The organism is Streptococcus sp. F2 (assembly GCF_056500955.1).
In genome coordinates this window covers 62,730-81,323 of record NZ_JBWKAI010000001.1, presented here as the reverse complement: position 1 = coordinate 81,323, position 18,594 = coordinate 62,730, and the positions used below count along the sequence as shown (strand labels likewise).

Here is an 18,594-nt window from a genome sequence, read left to right as displayed (position 1 = left end):
ATCATGTCAAAATACAAGATTGCTGGATTAACAGCGATTACTACAATGTTTTTCATCACTGGCGGTGCCGTAAGCGCTGATAACGTTACTTTACAGTTTGAAGGACCAACTTCTTACAAAGTTTCAGACCCATGTGAGGTTACGTCTGAAACTGTTAAAGCAACTTTTGAAGGGGCAACTCATCGAACTTCAGACCCTTGTCTTGCTGAAGAAAGAATTCCTTCAGTAACCAGAGAAAACTTTGTGAACTATGCAGGGTCAGGTGACCGAGGAACAGAGGGCAGCTTTTCTCCAGAGTTGCACGAGAAACTCGCAAAGCTTAAACTCCCTTACTTCTTCCAATTTAATAACCGTTGATCTTCTAATAGTTGATAAGGCTGAGAATTGATAAGACAAAGACCAAGTGAACAAATTTGGTCTTTTTTGATGATAGCCATTTCTTTCAGTTGGGTCATCTTTTGCCTCAGTTGGATAGCTTAACAGCTGGTTTTAGATTCTCTCGAAGCATGTCTGTTTCAAGTGGACATTCTCGGACAAATAGGCTTCTCTCCAATGGTAAAAAAGAGAGCCTTATGCTATAATTGTCGCAATAACCCCTCTTTTTTGCGCAGTGCCCTAAAAGAGAAGAGGTCAAGCAGTTTCCTATGATAATTGGGACTGACAAGAAGACAACACCTCACAATCGTTAACAGAGACAAAGGAGAAAACCATGACATTTGAAGAGATTTTACCAGGCCTCAAAGCAAAGAGAAAATATGTTCGGACAGGCTGGGGAGGCGCTGAAAACTATGTCCAACTCTTTGATAGCATCGAACAAAATGGCCAAGCACTTGAAGTAACGCCTTACTTCTTGATTAATGTGTCTGGCGAGGGAGAGGGCTTCTCCATGTGGGCACCAACCCCATGTGATGTGCTAGCCACCGATTGGGTAGAAGTTCATGACTAAACGCGTCCTCATCACAGGAGTATCATCAGGCATCGGCCTAGCGCAGGCTCGTCTTTTTTTGGAGAATGGCTACGCAGTCTATGGCGTTGACAAGTCGGCTAAGCCTGACTTGCCCGGTAACTTTCAGTTTTTACAACTGGACCTTAGCGGCGATTTAGCTGCGCTTCACGACTTTGCACCGCATGTGGACATCTTATGCCACACCGCAGGAATCCTAGACGACTATAAGCCCTTACTTGATATTAGTGATGCCGATATTGACAAAATTTTTCAGGTCAACCTTTTTGCTACTATCCGAATTACTCGCCGTTACTTACCCCAAATGGTTGCTAATGGTTCTGGCATTATCATCAACATGTGTTCTATTGCCAGTTTTTTAGCAGGAGGTGGCGGAGTAGCTTATACAGCTAGCAAGCACGCCTTGGCAGGTTTTACCCGTCAGCTAGCTCTTGATTATGCCAAGTCTGGTATTCAGGTTTTTGGCATTGCACCAGGCGCCGTTAAAACGGCCATGACACAAGCGGATTTTGAACCTGGAGGCTTGGCTCAATGGGTGGCCGATGAAACTCCGATTGGGCGCTGGTTAGACCCAGCAGAAATTGCTGATCTTACCCTCTACTTAGCTTCAGGAAAAGCAGGAGCGATGCAGGGAGAAATCCTTAAAGTTGATGGTGGCTGGAGTTTGAAATGACCAAGTATATTGAGATTGGCTTGGGCAATTCTTGGTTGGTTCGCACAGAATACGAAAAAGATGATGGAACGGAAGTTGAGGTTAGAGGTATTTCAGGAGCTGTTCATCCGAGGTCTATTTACCTTAGAATTTGGCTGGGTTATACCGTTTGGATTTTGGATTTCAAAGAAGGATTTAAACAGCAAACTAAGTCTCGTAAGTCCTTCAAATGTGTTGTTGGCATTGTATCAGAGCTTTGAAAGATAAAGGAGAAAAATGACAGCAGAAGAATTATGGCAGGCCTATCAAAAGATTAATCCTGGTATTGGTGATGAGATTGACGCTTGGGCCTTTGGGGTTCAACCGGATTTATTGGCACAGCTCGTCCTAAAAGGAATTAAAACAGCAACGGCTTCTGCTTATGATTTGTATGAATTGGATCAGGAACCTCTGCCAAAGGTCGGAACTTATGATGTGGTGTTAGATGGACAAGGACAGGCAGTTTGTATTGTTCACATTACTAAGGTTGAGGTGCTTCCTTTTGATCAGGTATCAGCAGAACATGCTTACAAAGAAGGAGAAGGGGATAGGAGTTTGGCTTGGTGGCGACAGGCTCATCAGGACTTTTTTCAACCTTATTTTGAAGAGGCAGGGCTTGTTTTTTCTGAACAAAGTCCCATTGTTTTAGAAGAATTTCAAGTGGTTTACCCACAGTTAGGAGATTAAGATGAAATTAGCCATTTTAGGGACCGGTATGATTGTCAAAGATCTTTTACCTATCCTACAAGAAATTAAGGGTATTGACCTTAACGCTATTGTTTCCACGCCTCGTAGTGTAGATGTGGCTAGAGAATTAGCAAAAAGCTTTGCTATTCCAACAGCGACAAGTGATTTTGACAGTGTTCTTGCCTCAGAAGATCTAGACACCGTTTATATCGCAACCCCTAATCATTTGCATTATGAGGGGGCAAAAAAGGCTCTTCTAGCCGGCAAGCATGTCATCTGTGAAAAACCTTTTACCCTGACAGCGGGGGAATTAGATGAACTAGTGGTAATCGCTAAAGAACGAAAGCTCATTTTGTTAGAAGCGATTACCAATCAGTACCTGAGCAATATGACCTTTATTAAAGAGCACCTTGATCAACTGGGAGATATCAAAATTGTAGAGTGCAACTATTCTCAGTATTCGTCTCGTTATGACGCCTTTAAACAAGGTGACATAGCACCAGCCTTTGACCCTCAAAAAGGTGGCGGAGCCTTACGCGATTTAAATATCTACAATATTCATTTTGTGGTAGGCCTATTTGGCAGTCCCAAAAAGGTTCAATATTTAGCCAATATGGACAAGGGCATTGATACGTCAGGTATGCTTGTCATGGATTATGAGCAGTTTAAAGTGGTTTGTATTGGGGCGAAGGATTGCACGGCAGAAATCAAGTCCACTATTCAAGGCAACAAAGGCTCACTTGCAGTGCTTGGAGCAACGAATACCCTCCCTCAAGTTCAGTTAAGTCTACACGGTCACGAAGCAGAAGTGGTTAATCTTAACAAACATGAACACCGCATGTATGAAGAATTCCTTGCTTTTAGGGATATGATTGACCAAAGAGACTTTGAGAAAGTGAATCAGGCTTTGGAACATAGCAGAGCGGTCATGGCTGTGTTGGAGCGTGCTGTTAATTCTCAATGAGACATAGCAAAACAGACAAGTCGTGCGTGACTTGTCTGTTTTTTTTACAGTTTAAATGTCAAAAAGTGGTTGATCTAGGGAAAAGAGAGGAAGAATCGAGAAAAAGAGAGAAAATATGCTATAATGGGAAGGTATTTATCACATTATTAAGGAAAAACGTATGACAAATTATGCAATTATTCTAGCTGCGGGTAAGGGCACCCGCATGAAATCAGACCTTCCTAAAGTGCTTCACCATGTTTCTGGCTTAACCATGTTAGAACACGTTTTTCGCAGCGTAGCAGCGATTGAACCTGAGCAAAATGTGACCGTTATTGGCCACAAAGCAGATATGGTACGTGCCGTATTAGCAGACCAATCCGAGTTTGTGTTACAAACAGAACAGCTAGGCACAGGACATGCTGTTATGATGGCCGAAGAAAAGTTAGCAGGACTAGAAGGTCATACCTTGGTGATTGCAGGCGATACCCCTTTAATCACTGGTCAAAGCCTAAAGAGTCTTATTGATTTTCATGTTAATCATAAAAATGTTGCTACGATTTTGACTGCCACAGCGCAGGATCCCTTTGGCTATGGTCGTATTATCCGTAACAAGGATGGTGAAGTGATTAAAATTGTTGAGCAAAAAGATGCCAGCGATTTTGAACAACAAATCAAAGAGATTAACACAGGAACTTATGTCTTTGACAATAAGCGTTTGTTTGAAGCCCTTAAAAACATTACAACAAACAATGCCCAAGGGGAATATTACCTAACAGATGTGATCTCCATTTTTAGAGATCATAAAGAAAAAGTCGGCGCCTACACCCTCAGAGACTTCAATGAAAGTCTTGGTGTTAATGATCGTGTTGCTTTAGCAACTGCTGAAGCAGTGATGCGCCAACGCATCACCAAAAAACATATGGTCAATGGGGTGACTTTCCAAAATCCTGAAACAGTCTATATCGAAAGCGATGTTGAGATTGCACCGGATGTTTTAATTGAAGGAAATGTGACCTTGAAAGGGAAAACACGCATCGCAGCCGAATGTGTCTTGACGAATGGTACTTATATTGTGGATTCTGAAATTGGTCAAGGAAGTATCATCACCAACTCAATGATTGAATCTTCAAATTTAGCTTCAGGTGTCACTGTTGGGCCTTACGCCCATATTCGCCCAGGAACAAGCTTGGCTAAAGATGTGCATATCGGTAATTTTGTAGAAGTAAAAGGATCCCATATCGGAGAAAAAACCAAAGCGGGACACTTGACCTATATCGGAAATGCTCAAGTAGGTTCTAAAGTGAATGTTGGAGCAGGCACCATTACCGTCAACTACGATGGTCAAAATAAATACCAGACAGTTATTGGAGATTACGCTTTTATCGGCAGCAATTCAACCCTCATTGCTCCTTTGGAAGTTGGAGATAATGCTTTAACTGCAGCTGGCTCAACTATTTCTAAGACAGTACCAGCTGATAGCATTGCTATTGGGCGCAGCCGACAAGTGACCAAGGAAGATTACGCTAAGCGTCTTCCTCATCACCCAAGTCGAAGCAAATAATTCAAGATCTATTTAGTAAGGAGGCCAGGCATGGAATTTGAAGAAAAAACGCTGAGAAGACAAGATATTTTTGATGGTCATATTTTTAAAGTTGTTGTGGATGATGTTGAACTTCCCAATAATCTGGGGCAATCCAAGCGAGAATTGATTTTTCATCGTGGTGCCGTTGCTGTTTTGGCGGTTACTCCTGATAAGAAAATTGTGATTGTCAAACAATACCGTAAAGCTATTGAAGCCGTTTCTTATGAAATTCCAGCCGGTAAGTTGGAAGTGGGTGAATCGGGATCAGAGCTAGAAGCTGCTGCACGGGAATTAGAAGAAGAGACAGCTTATACTGGTCACTTATCCCTTCTATATGAGTTTTACACAGCCATTGGTTTTTGTAATGAAAAAATCAAACTTTATTTAGCAACTGATCTTGAAAAGGTACCCAATCCTAAACCTCAAGATGAGGATGAAGTGATTGAGGTATTAGAATTGACTTATGAAGACTGTATGGAGCTCGTTTCCCAAGGAAAGTTAGCAGATGCTAAAACCTTGATAGCTTTGCAATATTATGCCTTACATTTTGGAGGTGATCGGTAAATGGGGAAGCCGTTATTAACTGATGAGGTGATTGAAAAAGCTAAACGTGGGGAGTCGTTTGAAGCTGATGAGTATGCGGATTTTGACACCAAAATCATGCCCCTGCCAGACCATGAGGAATCAGAACGTATCTATAAGAGTCGGCGCATCGAAAATGCTAGAAGGAGTCAATTGCAATCCAAATTGAACTTGATTCTTATTGCAGTGATTATTCTTATCGCTCTTTTAGTCTATGCTGTCTTTTACCTATAACTAGATAAGGAACTATTATGAAAATCGGAATTATCGCTGCTATGGAGGAAGAATTACGCCTCCTTTTGGAAAATGTGTTGGATTGTCAAGCTCATCAAGTGTTATCCAACACTTACTATACGGGTCGATTGGGTCAGCATGACTTAGTGCTAGTGCAGTCAGGTATTGGTAAGGTCATGTCTGCGATGACAGTTGCTATCTTGGTAGATCATTTTGATGTGGATGCCATTATCAACACTGGGTCAGCAGGAGCGGTAGCACCAGGTCTAGCCATTGGTGATGTGGTGGTTGCTGATCAGTTGGTTTATCATGATGTTGATGTGACTGCTTTTGGCTATGCTTATGGTCAAATGGCAGCACAGCCTTTGTATTTTAACTGTGACTCCCAATTTGTGAATACTTTTAAAGAAGTTTTAGCTCAGTCATCAACAGGTAGTCGAGTTGGTTTGATTGCAACTGGAGATAGTTTTATTGCGGGGCAAGATAAGATTGATAACATTAAAACAGTCTTTCCTACAGTTCTAGCAGTAGAAATGGAAGGAGCGGCAATTGCACAAGCTGCCCATGTCACAGGTAAACCATTTATCGTGGTAAGAGCTATGAGTGATACCGCAGCCCATGACGCCAATATTACCTTTGACCAATTTATCATTGAAGCTGGCAAAAAATCTGCCCAAACATTGATGGCATTTTTAGAAAAGTTAGCTGTCTAAAGACATTTCTCAAAAAACAAAACCCTCAACTTATGATTAAATAATCGGAAGTTGAGGGTTTTGTTTTATCATTTAAAGAGCTGTCACATATAACTGCTTGGCAATATTCTCAGGAATAATCAATTCTTTGTCCAAATACTGAATCGTATAGGTTTTTGCAAACGTGTCAATTTGAGTTAGCTCCAACTCAGTGTTGATTTTAAGTCCATGGGCTTCTAAATATTGAATTAAATCAAATTGGTCATGGATGCGACTCAGGCGGAAGCGTCCCAGATCTGTAATAGTGTTAAGGGTTGTATGGTTTATTTCCACAAGAGGCTGTCCGTTTCGCGGGATAGTGCCACCATGAGGACAGAAAGTTGGAAAACCAAGGGTTTCATCCAAACGATCAATAAACGTATCTGAAACAGTGTGTTCCAAGACCTCAGCTTCTTGGTGAACTTCTTGTGCATTGTATCCCAATTGGTGGATGAGAAAAACCTCGATCAAACGGTGTTTACGATAAAGATTAGCAACAAGCGCCTGTCCTTTGTCAGTTAATAGATAGCCTTTTGCCTTTTCTTTGACAATCCACCCTTGTGAAATCATTTTTTTAATCATCTCAGAAACAGCTGGCGCAGAAACCTGCATTTTTTCAGCCACCATCTTGTTTGAAATTTTAGATTCTTGTTCCCCAATTTCGTAAATACATTTCAAGTAATCTTCTTTGTTAGGCGTCATAGCAATATGCCTTTCTCTTATTTATAATCATTATTATATCAGATTTTTAGGAAAAAATCTTGACAAAAAACCAACAATAATATATCCTTATATTATATTTAACTATACTTAATTAAATAAATAAAATATCCTAAGGAGATATGTGATGAAAAAGAAAATTAGCCTCATTTTGAGTGCCTTTTTAGCTGCTTTTCTGTTAGTAGCCTGTTCCTCATCAGGAAGCCAAGCTGATAAGAGTGATAAACTTAAAGTGGTGGTAACCAATTCTATCCTTGCAGACATGACAAAAACGATTGCAGGAGATAAGATTGATTTGCATAGTATCGTGCCAATCGGGCAAGATCCGCATGAGTATGAGCCATTACCAGAGGATGTCGAAAAAACGAATAATGCAGACGTGATTTTCTACAACGGTATTAATCTTGAAGATGGTGGACAAGCCTGGTTTACAAAACTTGTTAAAAACGCTCAAAAGAAAAAGAACAAAGATTACTTTGCTGCTTCAGATGGCGTTGATGTGATTTACCTAGAAGGTGAAAGTGAGAAGGGCAAAGAAGACCCTCACGCTTGGTTAAATCTAGAAAATGGCATTATTTATTCTAAAAACATTGCCAAACAATTGATGGCCAAAGATCCTAAAAACAAAGAAACTTACGAAAAAAATCTTAAGGCCTATGTTGCTAAGTTAGAAAAACTTGATAAAGAAGCCAAATCAAAATTTGACGCTATTCCAGCTAACAAAAAACTGATTGTGACAAGTGAAGGATGCTTCAAGTACTTCTCAAAAGCCTATGGTGTACCATCAGCTTACATTTGGGAGATTAACACCGAAGAAGAAGGAACTCCTGACCAAATGTCATCATTGATTGAGAAATTGAAAGTGGTCAAACCAGCTGCTCTTTTTGTAGAATCAAGCGTTGACAGACGTCCAATGGAAACTGTTTCTAAAGATAGCGGTATTCCAATCTATGCTGAAATCTTTACCGATTCAGTTGCCAAAAAAGGCGAGGATGGGGACAGTTACTATGCGATGATGAAATGGAACCTTGATAAGATTTCTGAAGGTCTAGCAAAATAAGATAAGAATAAAGCACAGCGTCTTCAGTGTTGTGCTTTGTTTTATTTCTAAGAAGGAGAGCAATATGATTACAACTACTAATCTTTCTGTCAGCTATGATGGAGATAGCAATGCCCTAGATAATATCAGTTTAACCATTGAAGGCCCTGCGATTGTTGGGATTATTGGTCCAAACGGAGCAGGTAAGTCAACCTTTATGAAGTCCATCCTCAATTTGATTGATTATAGGGGTCAAGTGAGGGTTGATGACAAAGATGGTCGTAAACTTGGGCATACGGTCGCGTATGTTGAACAACGAAGCATGATTGATTATCATTTTCCCATTACAGTACAGGAGTGTGTTGCACTCGGAACCTATCGTAAATTGGGGCTTTTTCGTCGTGTTGGCAAAAAAGAATTTGACCAGGTTGAACGCTTCTTGGAGCAGGTTGGCTTAGCAGGTTTTGGCAATCGCCCCATTAAATCCTTATCCGGCGGACAATTTCAACGTATGCTAGTGGCCCGCTGCTTGATTCAAGAATCTGATTATATCTTTTTGGATGAGCCATTTGTTGGCATCGATTCGGTCAGCGAAAAAATCATTGTAGATCTTCTCAAAGAACTAAAAGCAGCTGGGAAAACCATCTTGATTGTACACCATGATTTAAGCAAGGTTGAACATTATTTTGACAAACTCTTGATTTTAAACAAAACCTTGGTGGCCTATGGTAAAGTTGACGATGTTTTTACCGTCGATACCTTGTCAAAAGCCTATGGTAATCATTTGATTTTAGGAAAGGAGATGGTGTAAATGTCTCTGAAATTTTTTGAAGGCTTGATGTCTTATCACTTTTTACAGAATGCTTTGGTAACAGCCATTGTCATTGGTGTGGTCTCTGGTGCCGTAGGATGCTTCATCATTTTAAGATCCATGTCTCTCATGGGAGATGCAATCTCGCATGCTGTTTTGCCAGGTGTTGCTCTTTCTTTTATCTTAGGCATTAACTTCTTTATTGGGGCTATTGTTTTTGGCTTATTAGCCTCTGTTATTATTACTTACATCAAGGAAAATTCTGTTATCAAAGGAGATACTGCTATTGGTATAACCTTTAGTTCTTTTTTAGCTTTGGGAATTATTCTAATCGGTGTGGCTAATAGTTCGACTGACCTGTTTCACATCTTATTTGGTAATATCTTAGCAGTGCAAGATAGTGATAAATGGATTACTATCGGGGTGTCTGTTTTTGTATTAGGCGTCATTATTCTTTTCTTTAAAGAGTTGTTAATCACGTCCTTTGACCCAATATTAGCCAAATCAATGGGTATGAATGTCAATGCTTATCATTACATGCTGATGATATTATTGACCCTGGTGTCAGTGACAGCAATGCAAAGTGTTGGTACCATTCTGATTGTGGCACTCCTTATCACACCAGCCGCGACAGCTTATCTTTATGCTAATAGTTTAAAAGTCATGCTAGTGATGTCATCTGCTATTGGAGCTTTGAGTTCTGTATTAGGGCTCTATCTAGGATACACCTTCAATGTTGCCGCAGGGTCAAGTATTGTGTTGACATCAGCAGCCATTTTCCTAATTAGTTTTTTTATCTCACCTAAGCAAGGTTATATCAAGAAAGTGATGATGACAAAATCAAAATAGACGAATAAGTCACTCTTACTTCCAACACCTCACATGATATACTGACTCTGATCAGAATATCATCGAGGTGCTTTTTTAACGACAAAAGAACCATCGAATCACTCGATGGTTCTTGAAAAGTAGTTGTCTGTTATTTGTTAAAGCGGTAGTCTTTAATGACCTCAATAGAATGAATGGTAATGTCATCCACCGGTTTATCGTTTTGACCAACAGCAACCGCAGCAATGTTATCAACAATATCCATGCCTTCGATGACCTGGCCAAAAACAGTATAGCCTCCGTCTAAACTTGGATTTCCTCCCTGCTCATAGGCTGAGATGATAGGTTTTGGATAGTTAGCGCTAGACAATGCCTTACTTTGATTCTTCTTATTTTGGTTAATGAAGAATTGGCTACCGTTAGTATCAGCGCCAGCATTTGCCATGGCCAGAGCACCTCGAATATTATATAAAAATGGAGAAATTTCATTAGCAAAACCATTGCCAGCATCTTTTTTGGCATCTTTGCCTTTCCAAATGGACTCGCCGCCAGTACCATTTCCTTTAGGATCGCCTGCTTGGATCATGAAATCGTTAATCACACGATGGAAGGTTACCTTATCATAATAACCGTTTTTAGCATGCGTGAGGAAGTTTTCTACGGCTAGTGGAGCATATTTAGGGAATAGTTTTAGCGTGATATCACCCTGACTAGTTTTCATGACTACTTTGGCTTCATCTTTACCAACTTCTTTGTTTAATTGAGGGAATTGGCTAGCGTCGGCTTTAAGAGCTTTTTGAATATTTTCTTCATAAGCTTTTGAAGCTGCTTCACTTTCTTCCTTCGCAATTTTTCCATCCACGTACTTATCACCTTTTATGGCTCTGTCGACGGATTCGCAAGCACTTAAACTAAGTAAACTAACAGCTAATAGGCTGAGGGATAGTAATTTTTTCATGTCTACTCCTAGGAAATATTTTCTTTAATTTTACCATAAATGGAAAGGAAAACAGCAGTTAAGGAATTAAAAAGAAGCGTTTTCCACCTCATCATCTGACATTCCTAAAAAGGATGTTATGACAGTTATTATAGCACAAGATAAGGAGTATACCCTTAAAATAGCCAGCTTTTTTAGGTTCTATTTCCTAATGTCCAAAAAATGGTATAATGATATTATGGCTAAAAGAACACAAAGGAAAAAAAGCGCACCTAAAAAGCGCTTAACAAAGGCAGAAATTGAAAGGCAACGTGCTATTAAAAGGATGGTTTCATCTATTTTAATCGCTCTCTTGCTTGTTTTTGCGATGATTCGACTAGGCGTTTTTGGGATTACCGCTTATAATATCATTCGTTTTATGGTAGGTAGCCTAGCTTATCCGTTTATGCTAGCAATTTTGGTGTACCTCTTTTTCTTTAAGTGGTTACGCCAAAAAGATGGTGTTATTGCTGGGTTTATCATTGTTTTTATAGGGTTATTAATTGAATGGCATGCCTATCTGTTTGCCATGCCCAAAATGATTAACCAGGATGTTTTTAGAGGGACCGCTAGTCTTATCACTAGAGATTTAATGGCTTTTCGTGTGACGGAATTTGTAGGTGGCGGGATGTTTGGTGCCCTTCTCTACAAACCAGTGGCTTTTCTTTTTTCAAACATTGGTTCTTACTTTATTGGCTTCCTGTTTATTCTACTAGGTCTATTTTTAATGACACCCTGGGATATTTATGATGTGAGTCATTTTGTGAAAGAGGCTGTTAACAAACTAGCAATGGCTTATCAGGAAAATAAAGAAAAGCGGTTTATCAAGCGAGAAGAGCGCCGGTTACTAGCTGAACAAGAGGCTTTAGAGAAGCAAGCACAAGAGGAAGAAAAACGTCTGGCAGAATTGACGGTTGATCCTGAGACGGGAGAGATTGTTGAGAATAGTCAGTCTCAAGCCAGCTATGATTTGGCTGATGATATGATAACAGAGCCGGAAATTCTTTCTTATGATAGTCACCTTAAAGACGATGAGACAAGCTTGTTTGATCAAGAAGACTTGGCTTATGCTGAGGAGGAAATTGGGGCTGAGGACAACCAGTTATCTGCTTTAGAATCTTCTGAAGATGAGATGGATATGGATGAACCTGTTGAAGTTGATTTCACACCAAAAACCAATCTTCTTTATAAACTTCCAACGATTGATTTATTTGCGGCGGATAAGCCAAAAAACCAGTCTAAAGAGAAAAACTTAGTCCGCAAAAACATCAAGGTGCTTGAAGATACCTTCCAAAGTTTTGGGATTGATGTCAAGGTAGAGCGAGCAGAAATCGGGCCTTCCGTCACCAAATATGAAATCAAGCCCGCTGTCGGGGTCCGAGTTAATCGTATTTCAAATCTTGCTGATGATTTGGCGCTTGCTCTGGCTGCTAAAGATGTTCGTATTGAAGCCCCTATTCCTGGGAAGTCTCTCGTTGGGATTGAGGTGCCAAATTCCGAAATTGCCACCGTTTCTTTCCGTGAGCTCTGGGAACAGTCCAACACGTCAGATGATAAACTTTTAGAAGTTCCTCTAGGAAAAGCTGTTAATGGCAGTGCTAGAAGTTTTGATTTGACACGCATGCCGCATCTACTCGTAGCTGGTTCTACGGGCTCTGGTAAATCGGTTGCTGTTAATGGCATTATTTCAAGTATTCTAATGAAGGCTAGACCAGACCAAGTGAAATTTTTGATGGTCGACCCTAAGATGGTTGAGTTGTCTGTTTATAATGATATTCCCCATTTGCTGATTCCAGTAGTGACCAATCCTCGTAAAGCCAGCAAGGCGTTGCAAAAAGTCGTTGACGAAATGGAAAACCGCTATGAGCTCTTTAGTAAGGTTGGGGTTCGAAATATTGCTGGTTACAATGCAAAAGTTGAGGATTACAATAGGCAATCTGAGCAAAAACAAATACCTTTACCATTGATTGTGGTTATTGTGGATGAGTTAGCTGATTTGATGATGGTGGCTAGTAAAGAAGTGGAAGACGCTATCATCCGTCTGGGGCAAAAGGCGCGTGCGGCAGGTATTCACATGATTCTTGCAACCCAAAGACCATCTGTGGATGTTATTTCTGGACTGATTAAGGCCAATGTGCCATCCCGTATTGCATTTGCCGTATCTTCAGGAACAGATAGTCGAACGATTCTGGATGAAAATGGCGCTGAAAAGCTCTTAGGACGTGGAGATATGCTCTTTAAGCCGATTGATGAAAATCACCCTGTTCGTCTGCAAGGGTCTTTCATCTCAGATGATGATGTGGAACGAATTGTAAACTTTATCAAAGACCAAGCTGAAGCTGATTATGACGATAGTTTTGATCCTGGTGAAGTTAGCGACAATGATCCTGGTTTTTCTGGAAATGGCGGAGCTGCTGAAGGCGATCCTCTTTTTGAAGAAGCAAAAGCTTTAGTGTTAGAGACACAAAAGGCCAGTGCCTCAATGATTCAAAGGCGTTTGTCGGTCGGATTCAATCGTGCTACGCGCTTGATGGATGAATTGGAAGAAGCAGGTGTTATCGGTCCAGCAGAAGGAACTAAACCTCGTAAAGTATTGCAAACAAACTAAAAGAACCTGACGTCTCATCATGAGATGTCAGGTTCTTTTTTGTGATGTCAGGTCAGTTGATGAGATGCCTAGGCTAGTGTAAAAATAAAGATAACTAAAATAAGGTAGAAAATAAAGGTGACTAAAAAGCCAACTCGCCAAAATAACTTCATGAAGCGATGGTAAGAGAACGACTGAGTTCGAACGACCAACAATAGTGAAATGACGATGGCTAGCAGGGACATGATAATAAGATAATAAGGTAGTAAATTATGGGTAAAAAATTTTCCTGAGACAAGTACAATTTCTATTGCAAAGAGAAAAAGTGCGACATCTGGAAATTTAAGTCCCTTTTTATTAAGTCTCAAAAGAGAGGTTACAATCATGGCAAAAAGAGGCGTCAATATCAGGAAAGCTAAGGCAGTTAATTTATAGATCATCATAGGTCTATTTTATACTCAAATGGCTCTCTTGTAAACTGATACTTGCCTGTTGTGATAGAAAATCCTCTCTGAGGGGAGCAGAGCCTGCTCCAATTTAAAAATGGAAAGAGACGTCAGATATTTTGAAGAAAAGACTTGATTTATTTTGACAATAAGATATAATAGTAAGGTATGCAATTTGCATATCTGTGGGAGGTAAAAATCTTAATTACCGCCAAAACCACAACAGGAGGATTTTTAAAATGGCTAAAAAAGTCGAAAAACTTGTAAAACTTCAAATCCCTGCTGGTAAAGCTACACCAGCTCCACCAGTTGGACCAGCTCTTGGTCAAGCAGGTATCAACATCATGGGCTTCACTAAAGAATTTAATGCTCGTACAGCTGATCAAGCTGGTATGATCATCCCAGTTGTTATCTCAGTTTACGAAGACAAATCATTTGATTTCATCACTAAAACACCACCAGCTGCTGTTCTTTTGAAAAAAGCTGCAGGTGTTGAAAAAGGATCAGGTACACCTAACAAAACTAAAGTTGCGACAGTTACTCGTGCACAAGTACAAGAAATTGCTGAAACTAAGATGCCAGATTTAAACGCTGCAAACATTGAAGCTGCAATGCGTATGATCGAAGGTACTGCTCGTTCTATGGGATTCACTGTTACTGACTAATCAGTAAAGAACCCCAATTACCCGCACGACTTCATCATAAGAGATGAGTGACGTGGGAGATTTTAAATCAAATCGATATGACCACATTACAAGGAGAATTTTAAAATGGCTAAAAAAAGCAAACAAATGCGTGCTGCACTTGAAAAAGTAGATAGCACAAAAGCGTACAGTGTAGAAGAAGCTGTAGCATTAGTAAAAGAAACTAACTTCGCAAAATTTGATGCGTCTGTTGAAGTTGCTTACAACTTGAACATCGACGTTCGTAAAGCAGACCAACAAATCCGTGGCGCAATGGTATTGCCAAACGGAACTGGTAAAACACAACGCGTTCTTGTTTTTGCACGTGGTGCAAAAGTTGAAGAAGCAAAAGCAGCTGGTGCAGACTTCGTTGGTGAAGACGACCTTGTTGCAAAAATCAATGGTGGATGGCTTGACTTTGACGTTGTTATCGCAACGCCAGATATGATGGCTATCGTAGGTCGCCTTGGACGTGTCCTTGGACCTCGTAACTTAATGCCAAACCCTAAAACTGGTACAGTAACAATGGATGTTGCTAAAGCAGTTGAAGAGTCTAAAGGTGGTAAAATCACTTACCGTGCTGACAAAGCAGGTAACGTACAAGCTCTTATTGGTAAAGTATCATTTGATGCAGACAAATTGGTTGAAAACTTCAAAGCGTTCCACGATGTTATGGCTAAAGCTAAACCAGCAACAGCTAAAGGAACTTACATGACAAACGTATCAATCACATCAACACAAGGTGTTGGTATCAAGGTTGATCCTAACTCACTTTAAGAGATGATGAAAACTAGGACTTGTCCTAGTTTTTTTGATGAGTACAGCCACCGTATGCTTTAAATAGAGCCTATTTCGTTCTGTCTTAGTAAGAGGGAAAGACAAACAGATGAGTAGAAACTTAGTCAATAATATTAAGTAGAGGGAAAAGAGAGGGAGAAAATAGTTAACTTAGCTTCCTATCAGAGTTTCTGTAGTTGAGTACAGTGACGTAACAATATTAAAAAACTGACCTTAAGTTCTTAAGGTCAGTAAATCGCATTTGGAAGTAGATTTCTAAGGAAGGCTAGGATCTTCATTTTGGGCATCTTTACCTGGTACAGCCCATAAGCTAGGGTCTTCGTTTTGGGCATCTTTACCTGGTACGGCCCAAAGGCTAGGGTCTTCGTTTTGGGCATCTTTGCCTGGCACAGCCCAAAGGCTAGGGTCTTCGTTTTGGGCATCTTTACCCGGCACGGCCCATAAGCTAGGGTCTTCATTTTGGGCATCTTTGCCTGGCACGGCCCAAAGGCTAGGGTCTTCATTTTGGGCATCTTTACCTGGTACGGCCCAAAGGCTAGGGTCTTCATTTTGCGCATTTTTGCCCGGTGTAACTTCTTGAAGTTGAGAGGTTAGCGGTTGCCAGGTATCTGCGTGGACGCTAGTTGATGATAAATTTCCTAGAGCTAAGGTAGAAGCGCTTAAACATCCAAGAATGAAAAGACGATTGAGTTTCATAAGGTGACCTCCTAATAGGTTAAAAGTTAGATAAAGATTCTGATATTTTAAGTATAACATTTTAGGAATGATAGTCAAATTAAAAGTTGTAAGCGCTTCTTTTCGGTAAAATACTGACGAGGTCTATGATGATGACTAAGGACTTTTCCTATTCTTCACTCTTTGTTATCGGTTAGAGACAAGCCATCGTAATAAAAATTCTTTTTCTGAACTGGCCTTGCCCTATCAAAAATGGAGTGTTTATGGTAGAATAGTAAGGACAAACTAAGGAGATAATAATAGTGGAACCTAAATATCAACGCATTTTAATTAAACTATCTGGCGAAGCTTTAGCTGGTGACAAGGGAGTTGGCATTGACATCCCAACTGTTCAATCAATAGCAAAAGAAATTGCTGAAGTTCATGCTTCGGGTGTGGAGATTGCTCTTGTCATTGGTGGTGGTAACCTTTGGCGTGGGGAACCTGCGGCAGAAGCTGGAATGGACCGTGTTCAAGCAGACTATACTGGAATGCTTGGAACCGTGATGAATGCTTTGGTAATGGCTGATAGTCTTCAACATTATGGGGTTGATACTCGTGTTCAGACAGCTATTCCAATGCAAAATGTAGCTGAGCCCTACATTCGTGGCCGTGCCCTACGTCATTTAGAAAAAGGGCGTATCGTTGTATTTGGAGCTGGTATTGGCTCACCTTATTTTTCAACGGATACAACAGCTGCTCTTCGTGCTGCAGAAATCGAAGCGGATGCTATTTTAATGGCTAAAAATGGTGTTGATGGGGTTTACAATGCTGATCCGAGAAAAGATGCTAACGCTGTCAAGTTTGACGAATTGACTCACGGTGAAGTGATTAAGCGCGGACTCAAAATCATGGATGCTACAGCATCAACCTTATCAATGGATAATGACATTGATCTAGTTGTTTTCAACATGAACGAAGCTGGCAACATTAAACGTGTTGTTTTTGGAGAGCATATTGGGACAACCGTATCAAATAAAGCCTGTGAGTAACAGTAAAAAAAGAAAGAGAGTAAAAAAACATGGCAAATGCAATCATTGAAACTGCAAAAGAACGTTTTGCACAGTCTCACCATTCCCTATCACGCGAGTACGCTAGCATTCGTGCTGGTCGTGCCAATGCTAGTCTTTTGGATCGTATCCAAGTTGACTATTATGGGGCGCCCACTCCGTTGAATCAATTAGCCTCAATCACAGTGCCAGAAGCACGTGTCTTATTGATTTCACCTTTTGATAAATCATCTATCAAGGATATTGAACGTGCGCTTAATGCGTCTGACTTAGGCATCACACCGGCTAATGATGGTTCAGTGATTCGTTTGGTTATCCCAGCTTTAACAGAAGAAACACGTAAAGAGTTGGCCAAAGAAGTGAAAAAAGTTGGTGAAAATGCAAAAATTTCAATCCGTAACATTCGTCGCGATGCTATGGATGATGCTAAAAAGCAAGAAAAAGCAAAAGAAATCACTGAAGATGAGCTTAAAACATTGGAAAAAGATATCCAAAAAGCAACCGATGATGCTATCAAAGAAATCGACCGCATGACGGCTGAGAAAGAAAAAGAGTTACTTTCAGTTTAATGCTTAAAGCTACTCAACACGACGTGTAGTAGCCTCATACAGATAAAGAAAGGTAGGCGACAATTCCAGAAGCGTTTGTTTTTGACTTGTCCCTATTTTTTTAAAGAAAGATAAAAGATATGAATGATTTACTAGCAACAGTAATTACTGGGCTTATTAGAGAAGAAAACGCTAATGACTATTTTATCCAAAGGGAAGGACTAACCTTTGCCTTGTCTAAAGGAGAAGGTGAACGCCAGATTGGTGATATGGTCACAGGGTTTGCCTACACAGATATGAAGCAAAAGGCACGCCTCACAACCAAGGAAATCAGTTCAACTAGAACAAGCTATGGTTGGGGAGAGGTGACAGAAGTCCGCCGAGACTTAGGTGTCTTTGTCGACACAGGAATCCCAAATAAGGAAATTGTGGTCTCTTTGGACGTGTTGCCTGAAATGAAAGAACTATGGCCTAAAAAAGGGGACAAACTCTACATTCGCTTAGAAGTGGATAAAAAAGACCGTATTTGGGGAATTCCAGCAGAGCCTGAGGTCTTTCAAAAAATGGCCAGTCCTGCATACAATAATATGCAAAATCAACATTGGCCAGCAATTGTTTATCGCCTAAAATTAACAGGAACTTTTGTTTACCTGCCTGAAAACAACATGTTAGGCTTTATTCACCCAAGTGAACGCTACGCAGAACCGCGCTTAGGTCAGGTTTTAGAAGCCCGTGTGATTGGGTTTAGAGAGGTCGATCGTACCTTGAATTTATCGTTGAAACCACGTTCTTTTGAGATGTTGGAGAATGACGCTCAGATGATTCTCACCTATCTTGAATCGAATGGAGGCTTCATGACCTTAAATGATAAATCAAGTCCGGAGGATATTAAAGCAACCTTTGGTATTTCAAAAGGCCAGTTTAAAAAAGCCTTGGGTGGATTGATGAAAGCTAAACGCATTAAACAAGATGCTACAGGAACTGAATTAATAGGATAAAAATGCTTTGCCACTGGCA

Annotated in this window: 23 protein-coding genes; 19 read left to right on the top strand and 4 right to left on the bottom strand. The window is 40.3% G+C overall.

Translation table 11 applies throughout. The features are described from left to right. Positions 1-3 precede the first annotated feature (3 nt). The 10 genes from ACYTR8_RS00465 to ACYTR8_RS00420 all read left to right on the top strand — a co-directional run bounded on the left by ACYTR8_RS00465 (position 4) and on the right by ACYTR8_RS00420 (position 6,399). Positions 4-357, top strand: coding sequence for a hypothetical protein (locus tag ACYTR8_RS00465; RefSeq protein WP_479641478.1), 354 nt, complete (start codon positions 4-6; stop codon positions 355-357). A gap of 352 nt (positions 358-709) precedes the next feature. After that, the gene (locus tag ACYTR8_RS00460; RefSeq protein ID WP_003054401.1) at positions 710-946 is read left to right on the top strand and encodes a DUF2829 domain-containing protein; all 237 of its coding nucleotides are present in this window, start codon (positions 710-712) and stop codon (positions 944-946) included. Beyond that, complete coding sequence (locus ACYTR8_RS00455; RefSeq protein ID WP_111715558.1) at positions 939-1,637, top strand: 3-oxoacyl-ACP reductase; 699 nt, start codon at positions 939-941, stop codon at positions 1,635-1,637. Before ACYTR8_RS00460 ends, ACYTR8_RS00455 begins: the two co-directional genes overlap by 8 nt. Beyond that, the gene (locus ACYTR8_RS00450; RefSeq protein ID WP_003049859.1) at positions 1,634-1,876 is read left to right on the top strand and encodes a DUF3977 family protein; all 243 of its coding nucleotides are present in this window, start codon (positions 1,634-1,636) and stop codon (positions 1,874-1,876) included. The genes ACYTR8_RS00455 and ACYTR8_RS00450 overlap by 4 nt, the downstream gene beginning before the upstream one ends. A 16-nt stretch (positions 1,877-1,892) precedes the next feature. Beyond that, positions 1,893-2,342: an ASCH domain-containing protein gene (locus ACYTR8_RS00445; protein ID WP_111715561.1), complete on the top strand. Its 450-nt coding sequence runs from the start codon at positions 1,893-1,895 to the stop codon at positions 2,340-2,342. Between the two features lies 1 nt (position 2,343). Further along, positions 2,344-3,306 (top strand): Gfo/Idh/MocA family protein, encoded by a 963-nt coding sequence (locus tag ACYTR8_RS00440; protein ID WP_269760936.1) that lies wholly within the window; start codon positions 2,344-2,346, stop codon positions 3,304-3,306. A gap of 160 nt (positions 3,307-3,466) precedes the next feature. After that, positions 3,467-4,849 (top strand): bifunctional UDP-N-acetylglucosamine diphosphorylase/glucosamine-1-phosphate N-acetyltransferase GlmU, encoded by a 1,383-nt coding sequence (glmU, locus tag ACYTR8_RS00435; RefSeq protein ID WP_111715566.1) that lies wholly within the window; start codon positions 3,467-3,469, stop codon positions 4,847-4,849. Positions 4,850-4,879: 30 nt separating this feature from the next. Continuing rightward, positions 4,880-5,434: an NUDIX hydrolase gene (locus ACYTR8_RS00430; RefSeq protein ID WP_269760935.1), complete on the top strand. Its 555-nt coding sequence runs from the start codon at positions 4,880-4,882 to the stop codon at positions 5,432-5,434. Beyond that, the gene (gene macP, locus ACYTR8_RS00425) at positions 5,435-5,686 is read left to right on the top strand and encodes a cell wall synthase accessory phosphoprotein MacP (protein ID WP_003054365.1); all 252 of its coding nucleotides are present in this window, start codon (positions 5,435-5,437) and stop codon (positions 5,684-5,686) included. 17 nt (positions 5,687-5,703) lie between these two features. Beyond that, the gene (locus tag ACYTR8_RS00420) at positions 5,704-6,399 is read left to right on the top strand and encodes a 5'-methylthioadenosine/adenosylhomocysteine nucleosidase (RefSeq protein ID WP_479641477.1); all 696 of its coding nucleotides are present in this window, start codon (positions 5,704-5,706) and stop codon (positions 6,397-6,399) included. 72 nt (positions 6,400-6,471) lie between these two features. Here the strand turns inward: ACYTR8_RS00420 and ACYTR8_RS00415 are convergent, their stop codons facing one another. Continuing rightward, positions 6,472-7,119, bottom strand: coding sequence for a metal-dependent transcriptional regulator (locus tag ACYTR8_RS00415; RefSeq protein ID WP_269760933.1), 648 nt, complete (start codon positions 7,117-7,119; stop codon positions 6,472-6,474). Positions 7,120-7,264: 145 nt separating this feature from the next. On the opposite strand from ACYTR8_RS00415, the gene ACYTR8_RS00410 reads away from it, so the two are divergent. From ACYTR8_RS00410 to ACYTR8_RS00400, 3 genes are all read left to right on the top strand, one after another. Beyond that, positions 7,265-8,197, top strand: coding sequence for a metal ABC transporter substrate-binding protein (locus ACYTR8_RS00410; protein WP_003054333.1), 933 nt, complete (start codon positions 7,265-7,267; stop codon positions 8,195-8,197). 64 nt (positions 8,198-8,261) lie between these two features. After that, the gene (locus tag ACYTR8_RS00405; RefSeq protein ID WP_479641476.1) at positions 8,262-8,987 is read left to right on the top strand and encodes a metal ABC transporter ATP-binding protein; all 726 of its coding nucleotides are present in this window, start codon (positions 8,262-8,264) and stop codon (positions 8,985-8,987) included. Beyond that, positions 8,988-9,836 carry a metal ABC transporter permease gene (locus tag ACYTR8_RS00400; RefSeq protein ID WP_003054335.1) on the top strand — a complete coding sequence of 283 codons (849 nt, stop codon included), beginning with the start codon at positions 8,988-8,990 and terminating at the stop codon, positions 9,834-9,836. Positions 9,837-9,966: 130 nt separating this feature from the next. Here ACYTR8_RS00400 and ACYTR8_RS00395 read toward each other — a convergent pair whose 3' ends face one another. Continuing rightward, positions 9,967-10,773, bottom strand: coding sequence for a peptidylprolyl isomerase (locus ACYTR8_RS00395; protein WP_154412273.1), 807 nt, complete (start codon positions 10,771-10,773; stop codon positions 9,967-9,969). 217 nt (positions 10,774-10,990) lie between these two features. Here ACYTR8_RS00395 and ACYTR8_RS00390 point away from each other — a divergent pair, with 217 nt between their 5' ends. Further along, on the top strand, positions 10,991-13,399 hold the full coding sequence (locus ACYTR8_RS00390) for a DNA translocase FtsK (protein WP_479641504.1): 2,409 nt from the start codon (positions 10,991-10,993) through the stop codon (positions 13,397-13,399). A 68-nt stretch (positions 13,400-13,467) separates the two neighbouring features. Here the strand turns inward: ACYTR8_RS00390 and ACYTR8_RS00385 are convergent, their stop codons facing one another. Continuing rightward, positions 13,468-13,821, bottom strand: coding sequence for a DUF3397 domain-containing protein (locus ACYTR8_RS00385; RefSeq protein WP_012766635.1), 354 nt, complete (start codon positions 13,819-13,821; stop codon positions 13,468-13,470). 242 nt (positions 13,822-14,063) lie between these two features. Here ACYTR8_RS00385 and rplK point away from each other — a divergent pair, with 242 nt between their 5' ends. Next, complete coding sequence (rplK, locus tag ACYTR8_RS00380) at positions 14,064-14,489, top strand: 50S ribosomal protein L11 (RefSeq protein ID WP_003049875.1); 426 nt, start codon at positions 14,064-14,066, stop codon at positions 14,487-14,489. Positions 14,490-14,594: 105 nt separating this feature from the next. Next, positions 14,595-15,284 (top strand): 50S ribosomal protein L1, encoded by a 690-nt coding sequence (rplA, locus tag ACYTR8_RS00375; protein ID WP_479641475.1) that lies wholly within the window; start codon positions 14,595-14,597, stop codon positions 15,282-15,284. 276 nt (positions 15,285-15,560) lie between these two features. Here rplA and ACYTR8_RS00370 read toward each other — a convergent pair whose 3' ends face one another. After that, on the bottom strand, positions 15,561-16,001 hold the full coding sequence (locus ACYTR8_RS00370) for a hypothetical protein (RefSeq protein ID WP_269760397.1): 441 nt from the start codon (positions 15,999-16,001) through the stop codon (positions 15,561-15,563). Between the two features lie 281 nt (positions 16,002-16,282). Here ACYTR8_RS00370 and pyrH point away from each other — a divergent pair, with 281 nt between their 5' ends. The 3 genes from pyrH (at position 16,283) to cvfB (ending at position 18,575) form a co-directional block, all read left to right on the top strand. Next, positions 16,283-17,011 carry a UMP kinase gene (gene pyrH / locus ACYTR8_RS00365; RefSeq protein ID WP_003049878.1) on the top strand — a complete coding sequence of 243 codons (729 nt, stop codon included), beginning with the start codon at positions 16,283-16,285 and terminating at the stop codon, positions 17,009-17,011. A gap of 29 nt (positions 17,012-17,040) precedes the next feature. Continuing rightward, positions 17,041-17,598, top strand: a complete 558-nt coding sequence (gene frr, locus ACYTR8_RS00360; RefSeq protein ID WP_111715585.1) for a ribosome recycling factor — start codon at positions 17,041-17,043, stop codon at positions 17,596-17,598. Between the two features lie 119 nt (positions 17,599-17,717). Continuing rightward, positions 17,718-18,575 (top strand): RNA-binding virulence regulatory protein CvfB, encoded by an 858-nt coding sequence (gene cvfB, locus ACYTR8_RS00355; RefSeq protein ID WP_443597730.1) that lies wholly within the window; start codon positions 17,718-17,720, stop codon positions 18,573-18,575. Positions 18,576-18,594 lie beyond the last annotated feature (19 nt).

Excerpts from the sequence above, each read along its gene's own strand:
- ACYTR8_RS00465 (WP_479641478.1), top strand. The coding sequence starts at position 4 with ATGTCAAAATACAAGATTGCTGGATTAACAGCGATTACTACAATGTTT.
- ACYTR8_RS00460 (WP_003054401.1), top strand. The coding sequence starts at position 710 with ATGACATTTGAAGAGATTTTACCAGGCCTCAAAGCAAAGAGAAAATAT.
- ACYTR8_RS00455 (WP_111715558.1), top strand. The coding sequence starts at position 939 with ATGACTAAACGCGTCCTCATCACAGGAGTATCATCAGGCATCGGCCTA.
- ACYTR8_RS00450 (WP_003049859.1), top strand. The coding sequence starts at position 1,634 with ATGACCAAGTATATTGAGATTGGCTTGGGCAATTCTTGGTTGGTTCGC.
- ACYTR8_RS00445 (WP_111715561.1), top strand. The coding sequence starts at position 1,893 with ATGACAGCAGAAGAATTATGGCAGGCCTATCAAAAGATTAATCCTGGT.
- ACYTR8_RS00440 (WP_269760936.1), top strand. The coding sequence starts at position 2,344 with ATGAAATTAGCCATTTTAGGGACCGGTATGATTGTCAAAGATCTTTTA.
- glmU (WP_111715566.1), top strand. The coding sequence starts at position 3,467 with ATGACAAATTATGCAATTATTCTAGCTGCGGGTAAGGGCACCCGCATG.
- ACYTR8_RS00430 (WP_269760935.1), top strand. The coding sequence starts at position 4,880 with ATGGAATTTGAAGAAAAAACGCTGAGAAGACAAGATATTTTTGATGGT.
- macP (WP_003054365.1), top strand. The coding sequence starts at position 5,435 with ATGGGGAAGCCGTTATTAACTGATGAGGTGATTGAAAAAGCTAAACGT.
- ACYTR8_RS00420 (WP_479641477.1), top strand. The coding sequence starts at position 5,704 with ATGAAAATCGGAATTATCGCTGCTATGGAGGAAGAATTACGCCTCCTT.
- ACYTR8_RS00415 (WP_269760933.1), bottom strand. The coding sequence starts at position 7,119 with ATGACGCCTAACAAAGAAGATTACTTGAAATGTATTTACGAAATTGGG.
- ACYTR8_RS00410 (WP_003054333.1), top strand. The coding sequence starts at position 7,265 with ATGAAAAAGAAAATTAGCCTCATTTTGAGTGCCTTTTTAGCTGCTTTT.
- ACYTR8_RS00405 (WP_479641476.1), top strand. The coding sequence starts at position 8,262 with ATGATTACAACTACTAATCTTTCTGTCAGCTATGATGGAGATAGCAAT.
- ACYTR8_RS00400 (WP_003054335.1), top strand. The coding sequence starts at position 8,988 with ATGTCTCTGAAATTTTTTGAAGGCTTGATGTCTTATCACTTTTTACAG.
- ACYTR8_RS00395 (WP_154412273.1), bottom strand. The coding sequence starts at position 10,773 with ATGAAAAAATTACTATCCCTCAGCCTATTAGCTGTTAGTTTACTTAGT.
- ACYTR8_RS00390 (WP_479641504.1), top strand. The coding sequence starts at position 10,991 with ATGGCTAAAAGAACACAAAGGAAAAAAAGCGCACCTAAAAAGCGCTTA.
- ACYTR8_RS00385 (WP_012766635.1), bottom strand. The coding sequence starts at position 13,821 with ATGATGATCTATAAATTAACTGCCTTAGCTTTCCTGATATTGACGCCT.
- rplK (WP_003049875.1), top strand. The coding sequence starts at position 14,064 with ATGGCTAAAAAAGTCGAAAAACTTGTAAAACTTCAAATCCCTGCTGGT.
- rplA (WP_479641475.1), top strand. The coding sequence starts at position 14,595 with ATGGCTAAAAAAAGCAAACAAATGCGTGCTGCACTTGAAAAAGTAGAT.
- ACYTR8_RS00370 (WP_269760397.1), bottom strand. The coding sequence starts at position 16,001 with ATGAAACTCAATCGTCTTTTCATTCTTGGATGTTTAAGCGCTTCTACC.
- frr (WP_111715585.1), top strand. The coding sequence starts at position 17,041 with ATGGCAAATGCAATCATTGAAACTGCAAAAGAACGTTTTGCACAGTCT.
- cvfB (WP_443597730.1), top strand. The coding sequence starts at position 17,718 with ATGAATGATTTACTAGCAACAGTAATTACTGGGCTTATTAGAGAAGAA.